Origin of the sequence: Geothrix sp. 21YS21S-2, from assembly GCF_030846775.1 — a bacterium.
Classification (GTDB): domain Bacteria; phylum Acidobacteriota; class Holophagae; order Holophagales; family Holophagaceae; genus Mesoterricola.
On sequence record NZ_CP132910.1, the window covers coordinates 1,717,305 to 1,742,224 of the forward strand.

Sequence of the window (24,920 nt, forward strand, 5' to 3'; positions counted from 1 at the left end):
GGCATGACGGACATGAAGCGCATCCTGGACGCGAAGGGCTACACCTTCTTCTTCATATCGGCCGAGGCCAAGGTCGCCGACGCCGTGCGCCTCCTGGAGCAGAAGAAGGTGGGCTTCCTGCTGGTGATGGACGGCGAGCGCATGGAAGGCGTCTTCTCCGAGCGCGACGTGGTCAAGCTCATGGCCCGCAAGGGCCCCGGCGCCCTGGACCTGAAGGTGGAGGAGGTGATGACCACCTCCGTCTACCACGTCGGCATCCGGACGTCCGTGGACGAGGTCATGGGCCTCATGAGCGAGAAGGGCATCCGCCACGTGCCGGTGATGGACGGCAAGATGGTGGTGGGCGTGGTCTCGATCCGCGACGTGGTGGCCGAGGTCGTGGCGGACCGGGAGATCACCATCAAGGGGCTGGAGAACTACATCGTCGGGACGGATTTCCGGACCTAGGCAAAGACTGGCTGGTCAAAGCCTGGGCCTGATGACGGGACACGCGATCGTGACCATGGCCTCATGATTTCGGGTGTGCTTCCTTTTGGCGAACAGATTCTCCACTGCCTGGCGCGCCTGGTGGAGGAAGGCTTCATGGTCGATGGGGGCCTTCCATAGCTTTGGGATTGCCGTCACACCCCAGGCTATTTGGCCGTCAGCGGGATTCGCCGTCCCCTCCCGAAGGCCCAGGGGCTCACCTTCAGGCTGAAGGGCAGCTGGCGCCGCTTGAATTCCGAATTCCGCAGCAGGGCGAAGACCCGGGGAAGCGCCGCCCGGGCCTGGTCCAGGGCCGGTCCGTCCAGCACGCAGGCCAGGTCCTCGAAGACAAGCTCCTCCTCCCGCCTCGCCTCCAGCAGGATCCCCAGGATCGCGTCCAGTTGGGCGTAGGGCATCAGGCTGGCCTCGTCGGTCTGGTCCGGCCTGAGCTCGGCGGTGGGCCTGCGGTTCAGGATGCCCGCGGGGATGGCGTCGCCCAGGTCCCTGGCCAGCGCGAAGACCCGCGCCTTGAGGCAGTCCCCCAGGATGCCGAAGGCGCCGATGCCGTCGCCGTAGAGGGTGAAGTAGCCGGTGGCGGCCTCGCTCTTGTTGCCGGTGTTCAGCACGGCGACGCGGGTGGTGCCCAGGAGGCGGTGCACGGCGGGTTCCGAGGTGGCGCCCATGAGGAGCATGCCCCGGCAGCGGCTCTGGAAGTTCTCGTCGGTGAGGCCGAACTGGCGGTCCGGGAAGGCGGCCTCCAGGGCCTTGGCGGCCCCCGTGAAGGGCAGGCCGGCATCCAGCTCCAGGAAGGGGATGCCCAGCACCCGGGCCTGCTCCCGGGCCAGGGAGAGGCTCTCCTGGCTGGTGTAGGACGTGGGCAGCGCGATGCCCAGCACCCGCTCCGGGCCCAGGCTCCCGGCGGCCATCGCGGCCACCACGGAGCTGTCGATGCCGCCCGACAGGCCCACCACGGCCGCCTCCAGGCCCTGCTTGTCCATGTTCTCCCGCAGGCCGGTGCCCAGGGCCCGGCGCAGCCAGGCCTCCTCGCTGGGTTCGGCCGGCCAGGGCGAACCGGGCACGGAGGTGTCGGTCATGACCACCCCCTCCTTGAAGAACTCGTCCCGCTGCCAGGTGCCGTCGGGCAGCACGAGCCCCGAGCCGCCGTCGAAGGTGAGCCAGCTCTCCGAACCCACGCGGCTCGCGTAGGCGATGGGGAGCCCGTGCCGGGAGGCGTGGCCCTGGAGGAGCCTCTTGCGCAGGGCCAGCTTGGAGGGCGCGGCCCACGGGGCGGTGCGGCCCGGGGGCAGGAAGCTGCCCAGGTGGCCGGGGCTGGCGGAGGCGTTGAGGATGAGGGTGGCCCCCTGCTCCGCCAGATCCGCGATGGGGTCGAAGGCGTAGCGGATGGGACCCGGGGCGAGCTCGGCGTTGGCCCACAGGTCCTCGCAGACCGACAGGCCCACCTGCTCGCCCCGGTACGCCACCAGCGCCTGGCGCCCGTGGTCGGCCTCGAAGTACCGGCTCTCGTCGAACACGTCGTAGGCGGGCAGGATGCGCTTGCGGGCCACGGTGCGCACCCGGCCCTCCTCGCACCACCACAGCTCGTTCCAGAGCCGGCCCGTGGGCGACGGGCTGCAGGTGCCGAACACCAGGGGCACGGCCCCGGAGAGCCCGGCCAGGCGCTCCGATTCCCGGGTCACGGCCCGGCGCAGCCCGGCCTCCCACAGGCGGTCCTCGGCCAGGTAGCCGCCCACGGCCATCTCGGCCGAGAGGACGAGGTCGGCCCCCAGGGACAGGGCCTCCCGGTAGGCGTCCTCCAGGGCGCGGCCGTTGGCTTCCGGGTCGCCCAGGCGGGAGTTGAGCTGGAGGAGGGCGATGCGCATCCCTAGAGAATAACGCGTTCAGTCCCGGGGCGGCTCCTCCGGCCAGGGGGAGGGCTCGAGGATGCCCCATCTCCTCTGGTACCAGACTTCTTCAAGGTAGAGGCCGTGGGGGGGGGCGGTGATGCCGGCCCTGGAGCGGTCCCGGGCCTCCAGCATGGCGGGCACGTCCTGCGCCCGGTAGCGGCCCTTGCCCACCTCCATGAGGGTCCCCGCCAGGATGCGCACCATGTGCATGAGGAACCGGTTCCCCTCGAAGACGAGGTCCAGGGCCGGCCCCCGCCCTTCCATGCGGATGGCGTAGATCTCCTTGACGGGGGACAGGGCGGCGCACTCCTGGTGCCTGAAGCTGGAGAAGTCGTGGACCCCCTCCAGGTGCGCGCAGGCCTCGGCCATGGCGCCGCGGTCCAGGGGCTGGGCGCCGTGCACGTGCCAGCGCCGCTGGTGCAGGAACGGGTCCGCGGCGGGACCCTCCTGCAGGCGGTACACGTAGCGCTTGGCCACGGCGTGGGCCCGGGGGAAGAACCCTTCGGGGGCGGGGAGGACCGCCATGATCCGCACGTCCGGGGCCAGGTGGGCGTTGAATGCGGCCAGGAGCCGGTAGGGGTCCCAGGGTTTCGAGAGCTGCACCAGCACGCCCTGGGCCCGGGCGTGGACCCCGGCGTCGGTGCGCCCCGTGCCCTGGGGCATGGGGGCGCCGGGCTCGAAGGTGCGCAGGGCCTTCCACAGATCCCCCTGGACGCTGCGCAGGGTCGACTGGATCTGGAACCCGGAAAAGCCCGTGCCCACGTAGGCACAGCGGAGGAAATAAGGGTAGGCCATGGGTCCATTCTATCCCCACGGCGCGGATTCCCCATACGGGCGGTCTTCGGGGCACCGCCCCCCCCAGGAGCCGCGTGGAATCAGCATATGTAATTCCTGCTTGGGTTATGACCCTTGGTATGGGCCAGTCGAAGGGGTGGCCCGGTACCTAGACGTCCCATTGCCGCCATTCTTCAAAAAAAAAATCCCGGAAAGCCTTGACACCTTTACATCGCAGGCCTAACCTGCTGGTAGTTTAGTTGAAGACTAGAATCCATAAGGGTTTCAGGGCATTACTCCCTTTAGAACTGAGCACCGGCGGGTCTTCCCAAATCCCCCCCCCGCCGTTTCCTTTCCACCGGGGATACAAGTCCCCATTTTGGAGGTTTCCTCATGAACAAGGCCGAACTGATCAGCGCCGTCGCTGAGAAGGCTGACATCAACAAGTCCAAGGCCGCCGCCGCCCTGGATACCATCATCGCCAGCGTCTCCGCCGCCCTGCGCGCCGGCGACAAGGTCACCCTCGTTGGCTTCGGCACCTTCTCCGTCGCCACCCGCGGACCCCGCACGGGCCGCAACCCCCGTGACGGCGCGAAGATCAAGATCGCCGCCAAGAAGGTCGCCAAGTTCAAGCCCGGCAAGAAGCTCGCTGACGACGTCAACGGCAAGGGCGGCAAGAAGAAGAAGTAGGCTTTACCGATCCCCCCAAGCGGCCCGGTTACCGGGCCGCTTGTTTTTTGGCCGAGATTCCGGATCGCGTGCAAAATGGGACCGCTATCGTCCCCATTGCCCCGAACGGGTCAAACGCCCCGCTCCGCGTCCTTTCATGGGAATCGGGTCCTGGAAATGCCGGACCCGTTGGCAGGGGTGGCCTCCGCCCCTGGAATTGCTGGTTCGGTGCCAAGATTCAGGGCGAGGGCTCCCCCTTCCGATAAGATGGCTTGTCCATTTGAAAAGGTTCGGGACCATGGATCGGGAGCACTCATGAAGAAGATGATCATATTCGGCGGCATCGGACTGGTGGTCCTCCTGCTCCTGGGCGGGGGCGGGTTCTTCGTCTGGAAGAGCATGAGCGCCAAGAAGGTCGCCGCGGCCCTGCCCGGGGACGCCGCCCAGCACGAGGGGGCCGCGCCCAAGGAGGGCGAGGCCAAGGGCGCCGCCAAGGAGGAGGAGGACGACGAGGAGGAGGCTCCGGCCAAGGGCGGCGAGGGCGAAGGCGCCTCGGGCCCCCCGGTCATGACCCTCAACCGCCTCATCGTGAACCTCGAGGGACGCAAGAACGCCTTCCTCAAGTGCGACATCCACATCCTCTTCCGGAACCACGAACTGGGCAAGCTGGCCGCCAGCGACAAGCCCTCCCCGGAAAACAGCATCATCCGGTCCATGGTCCTGGAAGCCATCTCCGGCAAGACGGTGGAAGCCGCCTCCGACATGGAGACCCGGGAGTCCATCCGCCAGGAGATCAAGGAGAAGCTCAACGCCAAGTTCGCGAACAAGCACTCCAAGGAGGAGCTGGACAAGGCCAAGAAGTCCGGCAAGAAGGTCAAGCCCCCCATCAAGGACGTCCTGATCGTGGACTGGGCCCTCCAGCAATAGGGGGCAAGTCTGGCACAGCGGTTGCCGATACCTAGTCATGCGTCCGTTTCTTGACGGGCGCCCCTTCCCGGATCCCCATGGCCAAGCGCAGCGACAGGCTCGACACCGACCGCGTCCTCACCTTCGAGACGGTGATCGGGGAGCTGATGCCGTTCATCGACACCCGGTTCCGGCTGGAGATCCAGCTGGGCACGGCCACCATGACCATCCGGGAACTCCTGGACCTGGACGTGGGCTCCCTGGTGGAGCTCAAGAAGAGCGCCGGCGAACCCATGGAGGTCCTGTGCAAGGGCCGCCCCGTCATGCGCGGCGAGGTCACGGTGCTGGAGGACTCGCTGGGCCTGCGGATCGTGGAGATCATCGACCCGCACCGGAAGGTCTAATATCCTCTATAACGTGACCGACGCCTCCTCTCCCGCCGTCCCCGTGGCCCTTTGCCTCGGTGGCATGGATCCGTCCGCGGGTGCCGGGATCCTGCGGGATGTCATGACCTTGGCGGCCCTGGGTGTCCATCCCATGGCCGTGAGCACGGCCGACACGGTGCAGAACGGCCTGGTCTGCCTGGCCATCCGGCCCCCCCGGAACCCGCTGCCCGTCTTCGACGCCCTGGTCCCGCACCTGGGGGGCGCCTGGGGGGTGAAGCTGGGGCTCTGCGCCCTGGAGCCGGGCACCCTGCGGGACCTGGCCACCCGCCTCGAGACCCAGGGGCCCGCGGCGCGCATCTGGGACCCCATCCTCGCCCCCACCTCGGGGGTGGGCCTCCACGATGCCGGCGGCCTGCGGGCCATGGCCGGGCTCCTGCTCCGCTCCGGCCCCTGGGTGGTCTCCCCCAACCTTCTCGAGGCCGCGGCCCTGGCGGGCCTGCCCCGGGACGCGGATCCTGCGAGCCTGGGCCGGCCCCTGCTGGAGATGGGCGCAGAGGCCGTGTGGCTCAAGGGCGGCCACGGCGCCGGGGACACGGTGGAGGATTTCTGGATCACGGCATCGGGCGCCCTCAGCCTCGGCCGCAAGGCCCGGCTTCCCGGGGACCGCCGCGGCACCGGGTGCACCCTGGCCGCGGCCTGGCTGGGATTCCGCCTGAGGGGCCTGGAGGGCCCGGAGGCGGCCTCGGCCGCCGCCGGCTTCCTGCGGGACGCCTGGGAGCCCGGGGCGCGCCCCGGAGGCCAGGGCCGGCCCTGCTTCGCACCCGCGGTGCGGGCGTGAGGCGCCAGGAAGGACGGGGCTGGCTGCTCCACACCGGCGACGACGTCCCCTACGCCGGCTGGGGCGGCGTGCGCGCCCTGGACGCGGCCATGTCCGTCGCCACGGCGCCCTGGGAGGGCCTCGGGGTGCTGACGGACCTGGCGGGGCGCCTGCCCCGGGGCTTCTCGCTCCTGTGGGACGGACCCGTGGACTGGATCCGGGAGCTCGCCCCCGAGGTGCGCCTGGGCTGGTGGAAGCTGCTCACCCACACCCCCGGCCTCACCCTGCACGTGAAGGACGAGGGCTTCGCCGACCTGTTCCGGGAACCGGCCCGGATCGCCTTCCACGCTCCCCGGATGCCCGGGGGCGAGCTGGGTCTGGCCTGGCGCCAGGGCCGGATCGCCTGGGTACCGCAGGATTCCGGAGCCTGGTCCCTGCCCGGCAAGGGCGGCGCCGCCGAGACGGACAACCCCGGCTGGCTCTGGGGCGAGCTCATCCTGCCCCTGGGAGCCGTGGAGCACCAGGACCCGGCGGAGCTGGCACGGTTGCTGGAGGACGCCCAGGCGCGCTCGGAGAAGGCCATCAGCCTGCGCATGGAGGCCGGCGCCTGGCCCATGGCCCTGCCCTTCCAGCGCCGGCGCACCGGCTGGCGCGTGTCCTTCCTGGGCGGCCGGGAGTGGCAGCTGTCGGGAGCCGACTGGGACCGGGCCGCCCAGGCCGTGCAGGCCCTCACCGCCCACCTGGAGAAGACCCTGCGCTGCCCCATCCACGCCGGCGTGAGCGCCAGCCACCGCGCCGCCGCCGACCTGGGCCGCCAGGCCATGAACGAGGGCCTGCCCTGGCGCGCCGCCCTGCCCCTGCCCCCCGCGCCCCCCACCTTCACCCCCGGCCTGGGCGCCGACCCGCGGGACCCGGTCTCCCTGGAGTCCCGCTGCGCCTTCCCCCGCGCCCTGGCCGAAGTGCTCCTGCCGCCCGAGGCGCGCCTGCGGGTGCCCGCGGTGCCCCTGGAGGGCGCCGTCCAGGCCTTCCTGGGCGCGCTTCAGACCCCCCCCTCCATCCGCTGGTTCCCCCCCGACGTGGAGCCCCCCGGCCCGTTCACGCCGGAGCGTCCCTGGGCGGCCCTCAAGGACTACCCGCCCCTGGCCGACACCACCCAGGTCCTCCAGCCTTCCCTGTTCGACGACCTCTAGTCCCTCCCTTCGTCACCTTGCGGGGCCGGCGGAATCAAGCTGCTCGATGACCTCGGGTGCGAGCTTCAGGCTGGCCACGCCGAGGTTTTCACGCAGGTGGATGCGGCTGGAGGTTCCAGCGATGAGCAGGATGTTGGGGGAGCGATGCAGGAGCCACGCCTGGGCGACCTGCATGGGTGTGACGCCGAGTGAGGCTGCGACCGAATCCAGGACGGAGGACTGCAGCGGGCTGAAACCGCCGAGGGGGAAGTACGGGACATAGGCGATGCCCTGCAGGGCGAGGCGGTCAATGAACGCATCATCGCCGCGGTTGGCCAGATTGTAGAAGTTCTGAACGCAGACGACGTCTGTCAGGGATTGGGCCTCGACGAACTGGTCCGGCGTGACGGTGCTGAGGCCGATGTGGCGAACGAGGCCCTGCCGCTTGAGTTCGATGAGCACGTTGAGAGGTTCCGCAAGGGATCCGGGCTCCGGCGCGAACATGCCGCCCATGCGCAGGTTGACGATATCGAGGGTTTCGAGGCCGAGGTTGCGCAGGTTGTCGTGGACGCTCCCGATCAGGTTTTCACGGGAACGATCGAGAATCCACGAGCCGTCATCCCCCCGGCGGGCACCGACCTTGGTGACGATGGTGAGGCCTTCGGGATAGGGATGAAGCGCTTCCCTGATGATCCGGTTGGTGATGTGAGGGCCGTAGAAATCGCTGGTGTCGATGTGATCGACGCCGGAGGCGATCGCCTCGCGCAGGACGGCGACGGCTTCGGGGCGGTCGCGGGGCGGCCCGAAGACGTGGGGGCCGGCGAGCTGCATGGCGCCGTAGCCGATGCGGTGGACCGCGATCGTCGTGCCGGGGAATTTGAAGGTGCCGGAAAGCTGGGTCCGTCTGGTCATGGGTGTGTCTCCGATCTCGGGTGACCCGCTGGGGTGTCCCGATATGGTAGGCCGTGCCGGCAAAGCGAAGATCGAGATTCGCTGGCCGGGAATGATGCCTGGGGATGGAACGGGGGGCTTGATACTCGAGGTGGAGGATGTCCGATAACACCTGCTGCGACCCATCCCAGCGTTGGCCCTGCCGAAACAGGGATTAACGCAGATATTTGGGATAAAAGGGGATGGGTTCTCCTGGGAGTTGCCACTTATCTTTGTTTGGAATTACTCCAGGTCTGCCGACAGGCCTAGTGTCCCCGGAATATGTCGTGCGTCCCGGTCTCGTGCCGGTAGAACGCGGCGGTCACCTCCGCCCCCAGCATGAAGATCGCGCAGCTGTAGTAGAGGAAGACCAGCGCCGCCATGAGGCTGCCCAGGGAGCCGTACAGGATGCCCCAGGTGGGGGTGTGGATCAGGTAGTAGCCGAAGCCCACCTTGGCCACCCACCAGAGGAGGGTGGTGACCGCCGCGCCCAGGAAGGCGTGGCGGAACTTCACGTGGCGCCGGGGGATGTGCTGGAGGATGAGGGTGATGAGCAGGAGGCCCAGGCATGGGGGCAGGAAGGTGTACATCAGGATGGGGGAGAACGGGGCCTGGCGGCGCAGGCTCCACTCGAAGCCCGCCGTCAGGAGGATCACCAGGAAGGCCAGGCCCATGAGCACCACGCCCAGGCGCCGCAGCAGGTTGTGCTTGCGGGTCTGGCGGTGCACCTTGATGCGCAGGCCGAAGATGTGGGACAGGGAGCGGTCCAGCTGGTTCACGCCCCAGTGCGCGCCGACGAGGAGCACCACCCAGCTCAGGCCGATGCCGCCGATCTTCCGGCTGTGGGCGATGCTGTCGCTGATGAAGCCCTGGGGCAGGTAGGGATACATGGTCCCGATGGCCCGCTGCAGGGAGGCGCTGTAGGCCCCGCTGCCCAGCATCAGCACGAGCAGCTTGAAGAACAGCGTCGTCAGCGGGATCAGCGAGATGGTGAGGAAGAAGCTGAGGCTGGCCGCATAGGAGAGGCAGTCGTCATGGTGGTACTTCCGCAGGACTTCGCGGATGAAGGATCCCGCCTCCCCCAGGGGGGGGAAGGCCCGCGCGGCCCGGCCGTACAGGCCGCTGGCGTGGTTCGCCAGGCTCGTGCGAAATCCCAGGAGCGACTGTTCCATGCCCTAGAACCTGATGGGATGCTGGGGCAGGACGTACATCACCCACGCGAGGATGAGGCCGATGCCCAGGAGGCCCCCGGCGTACTTCAGGATGCTCTGGCGGGTGCGCTCGGGCCGGGACGTGGGCGTGAGCAGGCCCAGGATCACGGAGACCCCGACGCCCATGATGAGGAACTGGATCACGTGGCTGCTGAGGAATTTCACGGGGGGACCTGTGGGTTCGGGAGGTGGGAGGGCGCAGGCTCTGGGCCAGGACAACAGGGTATCAGCCCGTCAGGTGTTGCGCAGCACGTCCAGCCAGGCCTTGAGGACGAAGGCGGTGGCCCCCCAGAGGGGCGCCGTGGGCAGTTCCAGCCGGGGGATGTCCAGGGCCGTGCCCCTCAGCTCAAGGCGCTGCATCCCCCAAGGAGCGCTCATCAGGGGCTCCAGGGGCAGGCGCAGGACGGCCTGGATCTCCGAGCTGAGCGTGAACCGGGGCTCCGGGTCCTCCCAGCGCAGGAAGAGCGGCGTGAACCGGGTGTGGGCCTTGGCCACCCCGTCGGGGAAGCATCCCATCTCCCACAGGCCGTCCTTCACCCCCAGCTCCTCCTCCAGTTCGCGGCGGGCCGTGGCGGTGAGGTCCCGGTCCCCGGGCTCGGCCATGCCCCCGGGGAAGGCCAGCTCCCCGGCGTGCTGGGGCGCGGTGGAGCCCCGCTGCACCAGCACCACCTCCCGGGCGCCCCGGGCGTCCCCCCAGAGCAGCACCGCCACCGCGGCGCGCCGGGGGTTCTCGGGCGTCCTCGGGGACAGCTTGAAGGGGTTCGGCCAGCGCTGGGCGATGCGCAGGCTCTCCTCCACCCGGGCCCAGGCCACGGGCTCGCCCCCGGGGGGCGGGACCCATCTATTTGATGGTTCCAAAATAGGACCCCCTGACGCGATCGACGGTGAAGACGCCCTTGAGCTTCCGGATCGTGCCCATGAGCTCGACGATGTGGTTGCGGTCCTTCACCCTCAGGGCGATGTAGAAGACCCCGCCGCCCTCCTCGGAGCTGGACCCGCTGAACCGCTGCATGTTGTGGCCGGCCTTCTGGATGGCGTTGGAGATGGAGGCCACCATGCCGGGGCGGTCCTCGGTGGTCACCACCAGCTCTGTGTTGAAGAGCCCCTTGGAGGCCTTGCCCCAGGCCACGCTCACCAGGCGCTCCGGATTGGGGGCCGACGAGCTGAGGTGGGGGCAGTTGGCCCGGTGGATGGAGATGCCGCGGCCCCTCGTGGTGTAGCCGACGATCTCGTCGCCCCAGATGGGCTTGCAGCACACCGCCAGGGAGTAGAGGATCCCCACGTTGTCGTCCACCAGCACCGTGTCGTGGAAGACCTCGGGCGGCTTCTCCTCCTTGGCGGCCTTGGACGCCTCGGGCACCAGGGGCTCCAGGAGCTTGCGGCAGGTGATGCGGTTGAAGCCCACCTGGGCGTAGAAGGCGTCCCAGGAGGGGATCTTGAGCTCCTTGAGCCGGGCCTCCAGGGCCACGTGGGACTCGGGCGCGTCCAGGCGGATGCCCAGGGTGCGGGCCTCCCGGTCCAGGCGCTCCTTGCCGATCAGGATCGCGTGGGCCCGCTCCTCCTCGCGGATGTAGGTCTGGATCTTGGCCTTGGCCCCGGCCGACACCACCACGCTCAGCCAGTCGCGGCTGGGCTTGTGGTCGGCCCTCGTGAAGATCTCCACGCGGTCGCCGTTCTGGAGGGGGTGGCGCAGCGGCACCATGCGCCCGTTGACCTTGGCGCCCACGCAGTGGTGGCCCACCTCGGTGTGGATGGAGTAGGCGAAGTCGATGGGGGTGGAGTTCTCCGGCAGGCTGCGCAGGTCGCCCTTGGGCGTGAACACCTGGATGCGCTGGAAGCTGAGCTCGCCCTTGAGGTTGGCCACCAGGTCCCGGCTGTCCCGGGACTCCTGGTGCAGCTCCACCATTCGCCGCAGGAAGGAGGCCTGGTTGATCTCCTGCTTGTTGGCGATCTTGCCTTCCTTGTAGGTCCAATGGGCGGCGATGCCGGCCTCGGCGTGGTCGTCCATGTCCTGGGTGCGGAACTGCACCTCGAAGGAGTCCCCGCCGGGCATGAGCACGCTGGTGTGGATGCTCTGGTAGCCGTTGTCCTTGGGCAGGCTGATGTAGTCCTTGAACCGGCCCGGGATGGGCTTGTAGAGGGCGTGCACCAGGCCCATGGCCGTGTAGCAGGAGGCCCGGTCGGGGCAGAGGATGCGGTAGGCGAGCCAGTCGTGGATGTCGTCCAGGCTCTTCTCCTGGAGTCCCATCTTCTTCCAGATGCCGTAGAGGTGCTTCTCCCGGTAGAGGATCTCGGCGTGGATGCCCTGCGCCCGCAGGGCGGACTGGAGCGTCTTCTTGATCTCCTCCACCATGGGCGCGCTCTTGCTGCGCTTCTGGTCGATGACCTTGCGCATCTCCGCGAACCGCTCGGGCTCGAGGTTGGCAAATGCCAGGTCCTCCAGCTCGGCGCGCACGGTGCCCATGCCCAGGCGGTTGGCCAGCGGCGCGTAGAGCTCCAGGGTCTCCCGGGCGATTCGGCGGCGCTTCTCCTCCCGCATGGAGGCCAGGGTGCGCATGTTGTGGAGCCGGTCGGCGAGCTTGACCAGCAGCACGCGCACGTCCTTGCCCATGGCCACCAGGAGCTTGCGCACGTTCTCGGCGTTGAGCAGCGTGCGGTCCGTGAAGCTGAGCTTGCTCATCTTGGTGAGGCCGTCGACGATGTCGGCCACCTCCTCCCCGAACTGCTTGCGGACCTCCTCGATGGTCATGAGGGTGTCCTCCACCGTGTCGTGGAGGATGGCGCAGGCCACGCTCACCGCGTCCAGGCGCCACTCCGCCAGGGAGTCCGCCACGGCCAGGGGGTGGAAGAAGTAGGGCTCGCCGCTCTTGCGCTTCTGGGTGGCGTGCATCTTCTTGCCGACCTTGAAGGCCCGGTCGAGCAGCGCGGTGTCGCCGTCGGGGTGGTGGAAGAGGAACTTGGAGCGGACCTGGTCGTAGGCCCCTTCGAGAGTAAGGCACGAGCCCCCGCCAGGGGAGGCGTCATTCACGACCGTCGTTGTCATGCTCCTATCCCAATCCCCCTCGACTACGATATATACCATGTGCGCCGCCCCCCTCCTCCCCCTTGAAGATGCCCTCCGGATCCTGGCCGCCGCCTTTCCTCCCCCGGAAACCCCGGAAATCCGCGCCGACCGGGACGATCCGGCCCTGGACCTGAGCTCCATGGACGGAGCCGCCCTCAGCAGCCGGGACCTCGCCGCGCCCCGCCGGGTCCTGGGCACCCTCTTCGCCGGGGACGACCCCGCCGCCTTCCGGGTGGAACCCGGCACCTGCGTGCGCATCATGACCGGGGCCGCCCTGCCCCCCGGGGCCGACGCCGTGGTGCCCGTGGAGGACCTCGTCCAGGGGCCCGAGGGCCTGACCCCGGCGGCGCCCCCCCCGCCCGGATCCAATGTGCGCCCCCGGGGCTCCCAGGCCCGGAAGGGGGACCTGCTTCTGGCCGCCGGCGCCGCGGCGGGAGCGGGCCGGGCGGGTCTCCTGGCCCAGGTGGGGATGCCGGCGCCCCCCCTCGCACGGGTCCGCGTGGGGATCGTCCCCACCGGCGACGAGCTCACCGACCGTCCCGCGCCCCACCAGATCCGGGACAGCAACGGGCCCATGCTGGAGGCCCTGGCCCACGCCCTGGGCGCCGACGTGGTCCGGCTCCCCCCCCTCCCGGACCGCCCCGAGGCCGTGCGCGACTTCCTCCGGGGCCTGGGCTCCCTGCAGATACTGGTCACCTCCGGCGGCGTGTCGGCCGGGGACAAGGACCACCTCCCCCGGGTCCTGGAGGACCTGGGCGCCCGCATCCTCTTCCACAAGATCCGCCTCAAGCCCGGCAAGCCCATGCTCACGGCCCTCCTGGACGGGCGGGTGATCCTGGGCCTCCCCGGCAACCCGGTGTCCTCCTACATGAACGCCCTGCTCTTCCTGCCCGTGGCCATGGCGGGGATCCAGGGCCGGCGCGCCCCCGACCCGTGGAAGGAGGGGCGCCTGGCCGCCGCGGTGCGCAACCCCGGGGACCGGCCCCTGCTCCAGCCCTGCCGGCGCGACGGGAAGGAACTCCATCCCCTGGAAAGCAAGGGCTCCGCGGACCTGGTGCGCCTGGCCCAGGCCGACGCCTTCGCGTGGGTGCCCGAGGGCGGAATGGAGGCCGGCCCGACCCGGTACCTGGACGTCCTATAGCCTGAACTTCTGCACCAGGTCCTTCATCTCCTCCGCAACGCCGGAGAGTTCCTCTGCGGTCCGGGTGATCTCGTGGACGGTGGCCGACAGCTCCGCGGTGGCCGCGGCGTTCTGCTCCAGGCGGGTGGAGGTGTGCTCCATCAGGCCCTTCACCTCCACCCCGGTCTGCCCCTGTTCCCGTGCGAGGCCCTCGATGCCGCGGATGCTGCCGGACACCTCGGAGATGCGGCTCCGGATGTCGTCCAGGCGCTCCAGGGTGGTGGCGACGCTCTGCACCCCGCCCTTCACGGCGTCCTGGGTCTGGCCGATGATCTCCTCGATCTCCCGGGCGGCCAGGGCGCTGCGTTCGGCCAGCTTGCGGACCTCCTCGGCCACCACGGCGAAGCCCTTGCCCTGGGCCCCGGCCTTGGCGGCCTCGATGGCGGCGTTGAGCGAAAGCAGGTTGGTCTGCCGGGCGATGTCCTGGATGACCCGGATGGCCTGGTTGATGCGGGAGGTGGCCTGTTCGATCTGCTGCATCCCTTGTGCCGCGCCCTGGCCGGCCAGGGCGCCCTGGTCCGTGTCCCGCACCGCGACGCCGGTCTCCGCCACCGTGCGCCGGGTGTGCTCGTCCATGGCCTGGACGTTGCCCATGAGGCGCTGCAGGGCCGTCATCACCTGCTGTCCGGCCTCCCGCAGGGCCTCGCCCCCCCGGGCCGCGTCGTCCACCGTCCGCACCATCTCGTCGGCGCTGGCCGCGAGTTCGGTGCTGCCCGAGGCCACCTGTTCCGAGGCCTTCTCCACCCTGAGCAGCGCCCCGTTGAGGTCGTGGACCATCCCGTTGAAGGCCGACCCCAGCTGGCCGATCTCGTCGTCGCTGCGCACCTCGGTGCGGACGGTGAGATCCCCCTGGGCGATCCTCAGGATCGACCCTGACAGTTCAGCCAGGGGGGCCAGGATGACCCGCCGGACGAAGTAGGTGATCAGGGCGCTGATCGCCGCGAGCACCAGGAGCCCAGCCCCCAGGCACAGGATCCTGAGGTTGCGCACCTCCCGGCGCAGGGGCTCCATGGAGACGGAGACCCCGAAGGCCGCCACCAGGTCCCCCACCTTGCTTCCCTTGAACCGGTCGATGCCGAAGGCCTGGTGGCAGGTCACGCAGGATTCGGCGATCCGGGCCGGGGCGAAGGCCACGAGGTTGGGTCTGCCTTCGCCGTCCGTGAACTCCCGGGCCATCGACTCCAGCTTCGCGTCGCCCCCGAAGGACCGCAGGACGCTCTGCTCGTAGGCGCCCTCCTCCCCGGCCTCGGCCTTGTCCCCCACGATGACCCGGTGGAACTTCATGCCCCGGGAGCGGCAGTAGTCCTCCGCCTCCGAATGCATCATGGACCGGGAGGTGGTGGCCAGGGAGGTGAGGTGCTCCCGGAAGGCCTGCTCCGCCCTCCGGGTCTGGAGGGACCCGATGAAGAGCACCACCACCCCCACCACCAGGGCCAGGGCGCCGCCGACGGGAAGGAAGAACTTCAACGCCAGACCACGCTTGGCCATGGAAGGCTCCGGAGAAGGGATTTGTGCTGATTATCGGCAATCCACAAGCGGCCCTTAATTTTTTCAAGGCCCGGACCGAAGGTCACTTCGTGGCCGGGTCGATCCGTTTCCGGGTCGTCGGCGTCATGGCCCGGCTGACGGTCAGTTCCACCCGGGGCGCGACCAGCACCTTGATCCTTCCCGTGGCCAGGGGCCGGAACCCCCTGACCATTTCGGGGCGCAGGAGGATGTGGCGCTGGATGCGCAGCATGCCTTCCTCGGGGAACGCGTCCTCCACATCGGAAAGCGTGGTCCAGCGGGTCAGGTACCTGTTCAGGCCCCGGAACGCCCAGACCCGGTCCTGGCTGAGCTCGAAATGGGTCACGTGGCTCAATTCCATGAAGATCTCCCCTTCCCCCGCAAGGATCGGAAACCGCGGGAGCGTGGGGAGAAGGCTGCGCAACTCGGAGGGGCTGAGGCGCCGGACCAGGCGCTCCCGGACCCGCTGGAGGCACTTGAACAGGCGTTCCTCGAAAACGGGCTTCAGGAGGTAGTCCACCGCCGAGAGTTCGAAGGCCCGGACCGCGTATTCCGAAAAGGCCGTCACGAATACGACCGGGGGGGGATTCCGCGCGTCGGCCAGGACCTCCATGCAATTGGGTCCCGGCATCTGGATGTCGAGGAAGATCACGTCAGCCTCGGCGGGCCCCTGGAGCCACTCCAGGAGGGCCAGGCCATTCCCGAGGTTGCCGACCACTTCGCAGCCGGCCTCCTCGAGGAGCCGCGTCATTCGTTCCCGGGCCAAAGGTTCATCATCCACGACCAAGGCATTCAGACGTCGCATGGGTAGAGACCCCTAGAGGATTTTAAGTTCGATCCGGGCGAGGGTGCCGCCTTCGGAGGCTCCCAGCGAGAACTGCGCCTCGTCCCCGTAGGCAAGCGCCAGGCGGGCCCTGAGGTTCTTCACGCCGACGCCCTGGCTTTGCCGTTTCAGGAGGAAGGGCTCACCGGAATTCCAGATCTGGAAGGTGACCAGGCCGTCCGCCCCCTGCGCCCGGACGATCAGGTCGCCGCCCTCGAGACTCGGGGAAATCCCGTGCTTGATGGCGTTCTCCACGAGCGGTTGCAGAAGGAGGGGCGGGATTTCCAGGGTATCCAGGCGGTCGTCCCACTCCCAGGCCACCCGGAGCCGGCTTCCCAGGCGCATGGATTCGATGGCCAGATAGTCCGTCACGAGGCTGCGCTCCTCGCCAAGGGGGAAGGTCGCCTGTTCCGAGGCCCGCAGGATCCGCCGCAGGAGGTCCGAAAGGTGATGGATGGCCCGCTCCGCCGACACGGGGTCCTTGTGGACCAGCTCCGCCAACCCGTTCAGTGCGTTGAAAAGCACATGGGGATGGATCTGGCTCTGGAGGAGCCGCGTCTTGGCGATCTGGGCTTCGGTCATCGAGGCTTCTCGAAGTTCTTCGGAACGGGCCCGGGCGGCGATGAGACCTCCCACGACCATCAGGGCCGGCCCCACCAGGGACGTGTAGAGGAGGACGACCTTGCGGAAATTGAAATCGAATCGGCCATTGGCAAGCATCCAGGCATCAGGGAACGGGAGCGCCGCGGCCACCAGTTCGCAACCGGCAAGGGAGAGCAGAAGCCCCAGGATGAAGGCCCAGGGAGTCCGGAACCGCTGCGTCAGGAGCCACGGCAGGGGAGCGAGGAAAACGAACGTCACGACGTGCGTGAAGGGGGAGATGACCGCGTTCCCCCACAACCAGGGATTGCCGAGCCTTCCGTTCAGGCCGTGTCCGACGAGAACGGCGAGGACCCACAGGAGGTAGCAGGCCAGGATCGAAACCCTGCTCTTCCACATCGGGAAGTAGGCGATCCGGCCGGCCCCCGCGGCCCCGAATCCATAGGGGACCAGGTCCGCGGGCCCGATGGGCTCAGTCCAGCCAATCGGTGTGGGTGAGGGTCGTGGTGATGGTGATGCTGGCCTCTCCATGGTTAATCGCCGAGCGCCCCCCCCGGGTGTCCTGCTTCAAAGGGGACTTGCCTGCCAGGCTTCCACTTGCGGCACTGGCGGGCTGGAGGGATTCCTTCCGAAAGGGGAATGGGCTGGTCATGGGAACTCCAAGGTCGCGTCACCGGACGCAACCTTGGTGTAACCTCCCACCCACCCGGCTTTATAGAAATTCCCATGAACGGAATGTAAACCACGGCCGAACGGTTGGGCGCAAAAAAAACACCGTTCACGCGAATTCCATGGCTTCACGGCCAGGCCGTGGCCACCTGGAATCCCATTCCGATCCTGGGAAGACCGACCATGCGCCCACCCGCCCTTTGCCATGCTTCAACCCGGTTCCTGCTCCGGAGCCCCGCCCTGCCCCTCGAGGTGCTTCAGGCCTGGGCGCAGGACGGCCCGTCCTCCGGGGACGGGGAGGAGGCGCGTGAGGCCCTCCGCCGGAGGATGCGGTCGAGCCTGGAGAAGAACGCCGTCCTGGAAGCCTTGGCGGTCGCGTCGCCGGACCTTTCATCCCGGATCCAGGCCTGGGCCGACGGCGGCCTGCGGGGCAAGGAGGCCCGGAACCTCGACCATGGCCTGGTGAAGTACCTGGCCCGCATGGCCTCCCGATGCACGCCCTTCGGTCTTTTCGCGTCCGTCTCCCTCGGCGGGTGGGGCGATGGCAATTCCCTGGCCCTGGGGCCATGGGAGGAGGCAAGGCGCCATGCGCGGCTGGATTGGGGGGTGGTGGGGCGGCTGCAGGCCCTTCTGGAGGACATGCCGCAGGCCGTCGCGTCCGCAAGCTACCGGCCCAACACGACCCTGCACCCCTTCGGGGGCTGGTACCGGTATCTGAAGGTCTCGCACGAGGGCGGCAGGGGGGCCGCCTACCACCTCGAGGCGGTCGAACAGACCCGCCCGCTGCGGTGGGTGATCGACCGTTCCGGCACGGGCGCCCGGCTCGGGGAGCTGGCCGGGGAGCTGGCCCGTTTCATGGGAACCCGGGAAGACGAAGCCAGGGCGTACCTGGATCTCCTGGCCGAATCCCAGGTCCTGGCCGGGGATCTGCAGCCCCCCCTCACCCAGGGCGATCCCATCGACCGGCTGTTGGAGCGGTCCGGGGAGGGTCCCCGGCCCGGCCCCTGGAAGGCAGCCCTGGAGGCGGTCCGGAACGGGATCGGAGAGCTGGGCCGGACACCCGTCGGGAGCCACCCGGAAGGGTACCGGCAGGTGGTGGCGCCGCTGGAGGAGCTCGGACTGCCGGACCTGCAGGATCCCCTGCAGGTCGACGTGTTCCGCCCCGCGCCGGGCCTCATGCTCTCGGGGGCGGTCCGCGCCGCGCTGGAGGCGGGCATCGAAACCCTCCGCCGGGTGACGCCCGCAAGGACCGGAGGCCCCATGGCGCGGTTCCGGAGCGCCTTCCGGGAGCGCTATGGGGATCGGTGGGTTCCACTCCTGGAGGTCCTGGACGAGGAGTCGGGCATCGGCTTCGACGGGGAGGTCCCGGTGGCCTCCCCCCTGCTCGAGGGGCTCGGGATCCCCACCGGGGAGGGCCCGTCGCCTCCCCCCTATCCCGAAAGGGACCGGTTCCTCGCGGGCCGGCTGCAGCGGCTGGACGGGGCCCGGGTCCTGGACCTGGGCCCGGAGGACCTGGACGCCTTGGCGCCGGGGGACCTTCCGGCCCTGCCGGCCTCCTTCGCCGCCATGGCCGTCCTGGCCGCCTCCTCCATGGACGCGCTGGACGGGGGGGATTTCCAGTTCTTCATGGAAGGCTATTCGGGGCCCAGCTCGGCGCGGTTGCTGGGGCGTTTCGCCCCCGGCGAACCCGGACTCGAGGCCGCGCTGGTGGAGGACCTTCGCCGGGAGGAGGCGCTCAGGCCGGACGCGGTCTTCGCCGAAGTGGTCCACAACCCCGGCGGCCGCCTGGGCAATGTCCTGGTCCGCCCCCGGTTGAGGCCGTTCGAGATTCCGGTCCTCGCGACCCCAGGCGTCCCCTGGTCCCATGCCATCCTGCTTTCGGACCTGCGGGTGCGGGTCGTTTCCGACCGCGCGGTGCTGGCGTCGGCGAGACTGGGCAAGGAAGTGATTCCCCGCCTCTCCACCGCCCACAATTTCAGGCTCGGCCCCCCCGCCTACCGGTTCCTGGCGCACCTCCAGGACCAGGAATGTCCGCCGGGAGGGTGGTCATGGGGCACCCTGGCGGACCTGCCGTTCCTGCCCAGGGTGACCTGCGGGCGCCACGTGCTGAGCAAGGCGCGGTGGCGGCTGTCGGGCCCTGAACTGCGGGCCGCTTTGGCCGGAGCCTCCCGGAGCGCCTGCGAAGCCTTCGGGCGCCTGCGCAGGCAGCGCGGCCTTCCCCGGCACGTGGTGCTCGCCGACGCGGACAACGCCCTCCCCTTCGACCTCGATCAGGAGCTCTGGGTGGAGACGCTCTGCCACCTTGTGGCGGGGCGGGAGGCCTTCACCCTCACGGAGTGCTTTCCCCCCTTCGGTCAGGGCCTGGCGTCGGCCCCCGAGGGAACCTTCGCCCACGAGCTGGTGGTCCCGTTCGAATCCGAGCCGCCGCCGCCGCCCAGCCCCGCCCGCCTCCTGCAGTCGCTCGAGGCGCCCCAGGTCCGCTCCTTCCTGCCGGGGTCCGAATGGCTCTTCCTGAAGGTCTACTGCGGGCATGCCGCGGCCGACCGGATCCTGGCCGAGCTCGCCCCGGCGTTTCGCGCGGCGAAGGAGGAGGGGTGGTGGGACCAGTGGTTCTTCCTGCGATACGGGGACCCGGGCGATCACCTCAGGTTGCGGTTCCATGGGGCTCCGGGCCTGCTGCTCGGCGTATGGCTGCCGCGCCTTTCGGAGCACCTCGAGCGGCTCCGGGGCCAGGGGCTGCTCTGGAAGGTCCAGGTCGACACCTACGAGCCGGAACAGGCCCGCTACGGAGGACCCGAAGGCCTTCGCCTGGCGGAGGCCTGGTTCCATGAGGACAGCCAGGCGGTACTGGATTCCATCCTTGCGGGGGATGACCACGCGACGCGGTGGCAGAGGGGGCTGGCCGAGGTCGACCGGATCTGGACCGGCCTCGGGCTGGACCTCCAGGCCAGGAAGGCCCTGGCCGTGAATTCACGAATCGCCTTCCGGAAGGAATTCGGCGACCCGGGAGCGGCCGGGACGGGGAAGACCTTCCGAAGGTTCAGGGAGGCCCTGGAGACGCGGGTCCCCGCGCCGGAAGGCCCCGCCGCGGATCCCGTGAGCCCCGCGCTCCTGGCCCTGAGGGAGGCCGGGGCCCGGGGCCAGCTGCAGGGGACGATCCAGGACCTGGCTTCGAGCCTCTCCCACATGCACCTCAATCGCCTTCTCCGAAGCCACCAGCGTGCGCAGGAATGGGTGCTCATGGAATTCCTCGCCCGGTTGTACGATTCCGCCCAGGCGAAAGAACGGCACCGCGGGGAAAGGAAAGGCCTGGGCGCCGCCCTCCGGCTTCCTGGATCCCCGGACCCGGACTGACCCGGCCTCGAAGCCCGCGCCCACCCCCCGTTCGGCCCCGGAAATGGACGGTTCGGGGGAATCCGCGAGGTTTCGGCCCCAGGAAGGGCAGGATCGAGTCACCTCGCATAAGGGGACCCATCGGGAGGAAAGATGACACCGTACGCGGACGGTTCCGGAGAATCCGCCATTCAGGCCTACGAGCTTGGCGAAGGGCAGCTCACCGTCAAGTTCAAGGACGGCCGGGTCCGCCTCTACACCAACGCCAGCGCGGGAGCCTTCAACATCCAGCAGATGCAGGTCCTGGCTTCGGCGGGCAGGGGCCTGGGCACCTTCATCGACCTTTTCGTCGGCATCGGGTACGAAAGGAAGTGGTAGGAAGCCCCCGGAACCCCCGCCAGGGGTGGACGCACGCCGGATGGGGCCGGGGGGATGCACCGCTGGCCCCTCCTCCGGACGCACGGCCTCCCACGGCCAGAAAAAGCTAAGCCCCTGATTTTGCAGGGGCTTAGCAGTCTATCTGGCGGAGAGAGGGGGATTCGAACCCCCGGTACTGGTTTACCCAATACACTCGCTTAGCAGGCGAGCCCGATCGGCCACTCCGGCATCTCTCCAGGTGGCTTTCCATCGTAACCGTTGGGGACGCCCCGGGCAAGGTACCATCCGGGGTCGCCGCGAAGCCACCGCCCACGGCCGGGTTGCAGGCAATGAAACATCGCTGGAATTAATACTATTTCGACATTAAATTTGAATAAGTATTTTTTTTCCAGCTAATACCGTGACTTCTATTGACATGCAAGACCGGAAGACTATCGTTCCGTTCAATCACACCCCGGCGGGAACGAACCCGTAGCCTACTCCGGCCGTCCGGGGTCCGTATCCACGGGAACCCGCATCAGGCCCACGCCGGGCCCTGGAGGATCCATGCCCCGACCGCCCCTCACCCTTGCCGCCCTCGCCCTCTGCTCCACCCTTCCGGCCCAGGAGGCGTCCTTCATCGGCTCCCCGGAGCAGCTGCTGATCCAGGAGCTCAAGCCCGGCCTGGGCCTGGGCCGGGAGGACGCGGTGCGGGTCCGCAGCATCGTGCCGGACCCCCTCACCCAGGGGCGCGACGCCCGCATCCTCCAGTACTACAAAGGCGTCAAGGTCTTCGGCGGCGAGGGCATCCTCCATCTCTCGGGCCCCCGGACCCGGTCGGTCACGGACGCCTTCGTGAAGGACCTGGACCTGGACACCAACCCGGGCGTGCCCCCGGCGGAGGCCCTGGCCGTGGCCATGGCGGCGCTTGCCCCCAGGGGGCGCTGCCGGGTCCCGCCCACCACCGAGCTGGTGGTGGCGAGGCTCGCCGCCGGGGATGTCCTGGCCTACCGCGTCCACCTGGAAGTGGAGAACGGGGCGAGGGAGACGGCCCACGTGGATTTCCTGGTGGACGCCCGCACCTCGGGCATCCTCAAGCGGTGGTCCTCCCTGCACACCGGCAGGGCCGCGACCGGCACCGGGATCTCCCAGTACAACGGCACCGTGGCCCTCAACACCACGGTGCGGGCCAAGGGCGGCGGCTTCGAACTGCGGGACTGGACCCGGGGCAGGACGGGGAACACGACGATCAACCTCGACCACAGGACCGGGGACGACGACGGGACGATCTTCACGAGCACCACCAACACCTGGGGGGACGGCCGGAACTACGAGGGGGGCGCCACGGCGGGCGCCAGCGGGGAGACCACGGCGGTGGACGCCGCCTACGGCCTGCAGGTCACCTGGGACTACTTCGCCAGGATCCTGGGCCGCAAGGGCCTCGACGACAAGGGCACGGCCGTGACCATGCGGGTGCACTACGACAGCGACTACGACAACGCGTTCTGGGGCGACACCTGCATGTGCGTGACCCTGGGCGACGGCCGCTATTTCAAGAACCTGGCCTCCCTGGACGTGGTCGCGCACGAGCTCAGCCACGGCTTCTGCTCCAGCACCGCGCACCTCGAGTACTTCGGCGAGAGCGGCGGCCTCAACGAAGCCAACTCGGACATCAACGCGGCCCTCATCGAGTTCTACGCCCGCGGGGGCTCGGGCGACCTCATCGGGAACTGGGGCGGGAACTGGACCATCGGGGAGTCGGTGGTCCGGTCCAGCCATCCCCAGCCGCTGCGCTTCATGTACAAACCCAGCAAGGACGGCGCCAGCCCCGACGCCTGGTCACCGGAGCTCCAGTTCATGGACGTGCACGAGAGTTCGGGCCCGATGAACCGGTGCTTCTTCTTCCTGAGCCAGGGGGCCAGTTCCAACCCGAAATCCGACTTCTACACCTGCGCCCTTCCCAAGGGGATGGAAGGCCTCGGCAACGACCGCGCGGGGCGGATCTGGAACCGGGCCATGGTCCACTACCTCACCTCCACCAGCGGCTACAAGGAGGCCAGGGAGGCCTGCATCACGTCCGCCAGGGATCTGTACGGCGCGGGCGGACCCGAGGAGAAGGCCGTGTGGGACGCCTTCCACGGCATCAGCCTCGGCCCCGCATGGCCCCGGTGACTCCGTTTTTTCACCACGCTAGGAAGGGTGTCAGGGCCTTTGGGGCGCTTCAGTGCAACCCGGAAATGCATCTGCTAACATGCGCATTGCCATTTCCCTGGAGTCCCGCCTTTGGTTCAGACCATTGCAGAGCTGTTTTATGAAAGTCTGAAGTTTGACTTGCCCGATGCCCTGGCCTCCAAGGTCGATGGAGCCTACAAGCCCATCTCCCACAAGGAACTGCAGGCGAAAGTCGAGCGTCTCTGCCTGGCGATGGAGGCTCGGGGTCTCCGCAAGGGGGACCGGGTCGGCATCCTCTGCGACAACCGCCCAGCCTGGGCCATCATGGACTTCGCATGCTCGCTGCTGGGGCTGGTGAGCGTGCCCATCTACCACACCCTCACCGCGGAACAGACGTCCTACATTCTCCAGCACAGCGGCTCCCGCTGGATCCTCACGTCCAACGGCGCGCAGTTCAACAAGATCAAGGCCTCCGCGGACAGGCTTCCCGAACTGGAGACCGTGGTGGTCCTGGACGGCGTCCCGCCCGAGCCGCATGGCATGAACTGCCTGCCCTGGGACACCCTCATGGCCGAGGGCGAGGCCCTCGACGCGCGCCGTCCCGAAGTGCGGGCCTGGGCCGCCCAGCGGGTTCCCGGCGATCTCCTCACCCTCATCTACACCTCCGGCACCACCGGCGACCCCAAGGGGGCGATGCTGACCCAGGGCAACCTGGCCTCGAACATCGAGGCCGTGGTGGAGGTGGCCATCGTGGCCCTGCGCCCCGAGCGCGGGGACCGGTGCCTGTCCGTGCTCCCCCTGTCCCACATCTTCGAGCGCACCGCGGGCCACTACACCATGTTCCATCTGGGCATCGGCATCTACTATGCCGAGAGCCTCATCTCCCTGCCCCAGAACCTCCTGGAGGTCCAGCCCGCCGTCCTCATGGCCGTGCCCCGGATCTTCGAGAAGATCTACGCCAAGGTGCGGGACGCCCTGACCTCGGGCGGCCTCGCCCAGCGCATGGTGTTCAGCTGGGCCCGCTCCACCTGCCACCGGGTGGTGCGCTACCTCTACTTCGACAAGCAGCCCGGAGGCCTCACCAACCTGGCCTGGAGGCTCGCCGACCGCATCCTTTTGTCCAAGGTCCGGGCCAAGACCGGCGGGCGCCTTCGCTTCTGCGTCACCGGCGGCGCCGGCATCAACCCCACGATCATGGAATTCTTCTGGGCCATGGGCGTGCCCATCTACGAGGGCTACGGCCTGACGGAGACCAGCCCCATCCTCACCCTCAACAAGATCGGCCGGGTGCGGCCCGGCTACGTGGGCCACCCCATCCTCAAGTCCTGGAATGGACGGCCCTTCCTAAAGCTCGCCCCCGACGGCGAGATCCTCTGCCAGGGCCCCAACGTCATGCAGGGCTACTGGAAGGACGAGGCGGCCACCCGGGAGGTCTTCGACGCGGAAGGCTACTTCTGCACGGGCGACGTGGGCGAGATCGACCCCCAGGGCCGCGTGAAGATCACCGACCGCAAGAAGGAGATCATCGTCACCAACGGCGGCAAGAACGTGGCCCCCCAGCCCATCGAGAACGCCCTGAGGGACGATCCCTACATCGAGCAGGCCGTGGTCGTGGGCGACCACCGCAACCACCTGGCCGCCCTCATCGTCCCCCACTTCCCCGCCCTGAGGGACTGGTGCCAGCGCAAGCAGCTGCCCTTCAAGGACGACGCGGAGATGCTGGCCAACCCCAAGGTCTACGCCAAGATCATGACCCGCGTGAACCACACCAACTCCCAGCTCCCCGCCTACGAGCGCGTGCGCAAGATCGCCCTCCTGGAGAAGGAGCTGACCCCCGAAAGCGGCCTTCTGACCCCGTCGCTCAAGCTCAAGCGGCGGGTGGTGAACGAGGCGTTCAAGGACGTGATCGAGGGGCTCTACCGGGCCAACGCGTAGGCCCGAGCCCCAAATGGACGCCCCGGGTGAGCCGTGGCATGATTCTGGGA

The 24,920-nt window shown here is 68.8% G+C and carries 21 protein-coding genes and 1 tRNA gene; 11 read left to right on the top strand and 11 right to left on the bottom strand.

The annotated features are described in order from the left end of the window. Positions 1 to 3 precede the first annotated feature (3 nt). Positions 4 to 447: a CBS domain-containing protein gene (locus RAH40_RS07795; protein WP_306601528.1), complete on the top strand. Its 444-nt coding sequence runs from the start codon at positions 4 to 6 to the stop codon at positions 445 to 447. Positions 448 to 632: 185 nt separating this feature from the next. Here the strand turns inward: RAH40_RS07795 and nadE are convergent, their stop codons facing one another. Then, positions 633 to 2,345 (bottom strand): NAD(+) synthase, encoded by a 1,713-nt coding sequence (gene nadE / locus RAH40_RS07800; RefSeq protein ID WP_306601529.1) that lies wholly within the window; start codon positions 2,343 to 2,345, stop codon positions 633 to 635. An 18-nt stretch (positions 2,346 to 2,363) separates the two neighbouring features. Beyond that, positions 2,364 to 3,164 carry a tRNA pseudouridine(38-40) synthase TruA gene (locus RAH40_RS07805; RefSeq protein WP_306601530.1) on the bottom strand — a complete coding sequence of 267 codons (801 nt, stop codon included), beginning with the start codon at positions 3,162 to 3,164 and terminating at the stop codon, positions 2,364 to 2,366. Between the two features lie 372 nt (positions 3,165 to 3,536). Here RAH40_RS07805 and RAH40_RS07810 point away from each other — a divergent pair, with 372 nt between their 5' ends. From RAH40_RS07810 to RAH40_RS07830, 5 genes are all read left to right on the top strand, one after another. Continuing rightward, positions 3,537 to 3,833: an HU family DNA-binding protein gene (locus RAH40_RS07810; RefSeq protein WP_243333269.1), complete on the top strand. Its 297-nt coding sequence runs from the start codon at positions 3,537 to 3,539 to the stop codon at positions 3,831 to 3,833. A 294-nt stretch (positions 3,834 to 4,127) separates the two neighbouring features. Beyond that, on the top strand, positions 4,128 to 4,739 hold the full coding sequence (locus RAH40_RS07815) for a flagellar basal body-associated FliL family protein (RefSeq protein WP_306601531.1): 612 nt from the start codon (positions 4,128 to 4,130) through the stop codon (positions 4,737 to 4,739). Positions 4,740 to 4,816: 77 nt separating this feature from the next. Continuing rightward, positions 4,817 to 5,122, top strand: a complete 306-nt coding sequence (locus RAH40_RS07820) for a FliM/FliN family flagellar motor switch protein (protein ID WP_306601532.1) — start codon at positions 4,817 to 4,819, stop codon at positions 5,120 to 5,122. Between the two features lie 64 nt (positions 5,123 to 5,186). Continuing rightward, on the top strand, positions 5,187 to 5,942 hold the full coding sequence (locus tag RAH40_RS07825) for a bifunctional hydroxymethylpyrimidine kinase/phosphomethylpyrimidine kinase (protein ID WP_306601533.1): 756 nt from the start codon (positions 5,187 to 5,189) through the stop codon (positions 5,940 to 5,942). Next, positions 5,939 to 7,111, top strand: a complete 1,173-nt coding sequence (locus tag RAH40_RS07830) for a hypothetical protein (RefSeq protein ID WP_306601534.1) — start codon at positions 5,939 to 5,941, stop codon at positions 7,109 to 7,111. The genes RAH40_RS07825 and RAH40_RS07830 overlap by 4 nt, the downstream gene beginning before the upstream one ends. A 12-nt stretch (positions 7,112 to 7,123) precedes the next feature. On the opposite strand, the gene RAH40_RS07835 is transcribed toward RAH40_RS07830, so the two are convergent. The 5 genes from RAH40_RS07835 to RAH40_RS07855 form a co-directional block, all read right to left on the bottom strand. Continuing rightward, entirely contained in the window at positions 7,124 to 8,002 is an 879-nt protein-coding gene (locus RAH40_RS07835) for an aldo/keto reductase family oxidoreductase (protein ID WP_306601535.1), read from the bottom strand. A 284-nt stretch (positions 8,003 to 8,286) separates the two neighbouring features. Beyond that, complete coding sequence (locus RAH40_RS07840) at positions 8,287 to 9,192, bottom strand: YihY/virulence factor BrkB family protein (RefSeq protein WP_306601536.1); 906 nt, start codon at positions 9,190 to 9,192, stop codon at positions 8,287 to 8,289. Positions 9,193 to 9,195: 3 nt separating this feature from the next. Further along, entirely contained in the window at positions 9,196 to 9,396 is a 201-nt protein-coding gene (locus tag RAH40_RS07845; RefSeq protein WP_306601537.1) for a hypothetical protein, read from the bottom strand. A gap of 69 nt (positions 9,397 to 9,465) precedes the next feature. Continuing rightward, complete coding sequence (locus RAH40_RS07850; RefSeq protein WP_306601538.1) at positions 9,466 to 10,089, bottom strand: CoA pyrophosphatase; 624 nt, start codon at positions 10,087 to 10,089, stop codon at positions 9,466 to 9,468. Further along, entirely contained in the window at positions 10,073 to 12,274 is a 2,202-nt protein-coding gene (locus RAH40_RS07855; RefSeq protein ID WP_306601539.1) for a bifunctional (p)ppGpp synthetase/guanosine-3',5'-bis(diphosphate) 3'-pyrophosphohydrolase, read from the bottom strand. Before RAH40_RS07855 ends, RAH40_RS07850 begins: the two co-directional genes overlap by 17 nt. A gap of 37 nt (positions 12,275 to 12,311) precedes the next feature. Between RAH40_RS07855 and RAH40_RS07860 the strand changes: the two genes are divergently transcribed. Then, positions 12,312 to 13,436, top strand: a complete 1,125-nt coding sequence (locus tag RAH40_RS07860; protein WP_306601540.1) for a molybdopterin molybdotransferase MoeA — start codon at positions 12,312 to 12,314, stop codon at positions 13,434 to 13,436. Here the strand turns inward: RAH40_RS07860 and RAH40_RS07865 are convergent. From RAH40_RS07865 to RAH40_RS07875, 3 genes are all read right to left on the bottom strand, one after another. Then, complete coding sequence (locus tag RAH40_RS07865) at positions 13,431 to 14,963, bottom strand: methyl-accepting chemotaxis protein (protein WP_306601541.1); 1,533 nt, start codon at positions 14,961 to 14,963, stop codon at positions 13,431 to 13,433. The genes RAH40_RS07860 and RAH40_RS07865 overlap by 6 nt on opposite strands. An 82-nt stretch (positions 14,964 to 15,045) precedes the next feature. Beyond that, positions 15,046 to 15,786: a LytTR family DNA-binding domain-containing protein gene (locus tag RAH40_RS07870; RefSeq protein WP_306601542.1), complete on the bottom strand. Its 741-nt coding sequence runs from the start codon at positions 15,784 to 15,786 to the stop codon at positions 15,046 to 15,048. 12 nt (positions 15,787 to 15,798) lie between these two features. Beyond that, positions 15,799 to 16,803 carry a sensor histidine kinase gene (locus tag RAH40_RS07875; RefSeq protein WP_306601543.1) on the bottom strand — a complete coding sequence of 335 codons (1,005 nt, stop codon included), beginning with the start codon at positions 16,801 to 16,803 and terminating at the stop codon, positions 15,799 to 15,801. Positions 16,804 to 17,256: 453 nt separating this feature from the next. On the opposite strand from RAH40_RS07875, the gene RAH40_RS07880 reads away from it, so the two are divergent. Further along, entirely contained in the window at positions 17,257 to 20,427 is a 3,171-nt protein-coding gene (locus RAH40_RS07880) for a lantibiotic dehydratase (RefSeq protein ID WP_306601544.1), read from the top strand. 132 nt (positions 20,428 to 20,559) lie between these two features. After that, the gene (locus tag RAH40_RS07885) at positions 20,560 to 20,784 is read left to right on the top strand and encodes a hypothetical protein (protein WP_306601545.1); all 225 of its coding nucleotides are present in this window, start codon (positions 20,560 to 20,562) and stop codon (positions 20,782 to 20,784) included. A gap of 143 nt (positions 20,785 to 20,927) precedes the next feature. On the opposite strand, the gene RAH40_RS07890 is transcribed toward RAH40_RS07885, so the two are convergent. Next, positions 20,928 to 21,020: transfer RNA gene (locus tag RAH40_RS07890), tRNA-Ser, on the bottom strand. A gap of 310 nt (positions 21,021 to 21,330) precedes the next feature. On the opposite strand from RAH40_RS07890, the gene RAH40_RS07895 reads away from it, so the two are divergent. Further along, positions 21,331 to 22,935: a M4 family metallopeptidase gene (locus RAH40_RS07895; protein WP_306601546.1), complete on the top strand. Its 1,605-nt coding sequence runs from the start codon at positions 21,331 to 21,333 to the stop codon at positions 22,933 to 22,935. A gap of 159 nt (positions 22,936 to 23,094) precedes the next feature. Then, a complete protein-coding gene (locus tag RAH40_RS07900) occupies positions 23,095 to 24,870 on the top strand; it encodes a long-chain fatty acid--CoA ligase (protein ID WP_306601547.1) in 1,776 nt (591 codons plus the stop codon). Positions 24,871 to 24,920 lie beyond the last annotated feature (50 nt).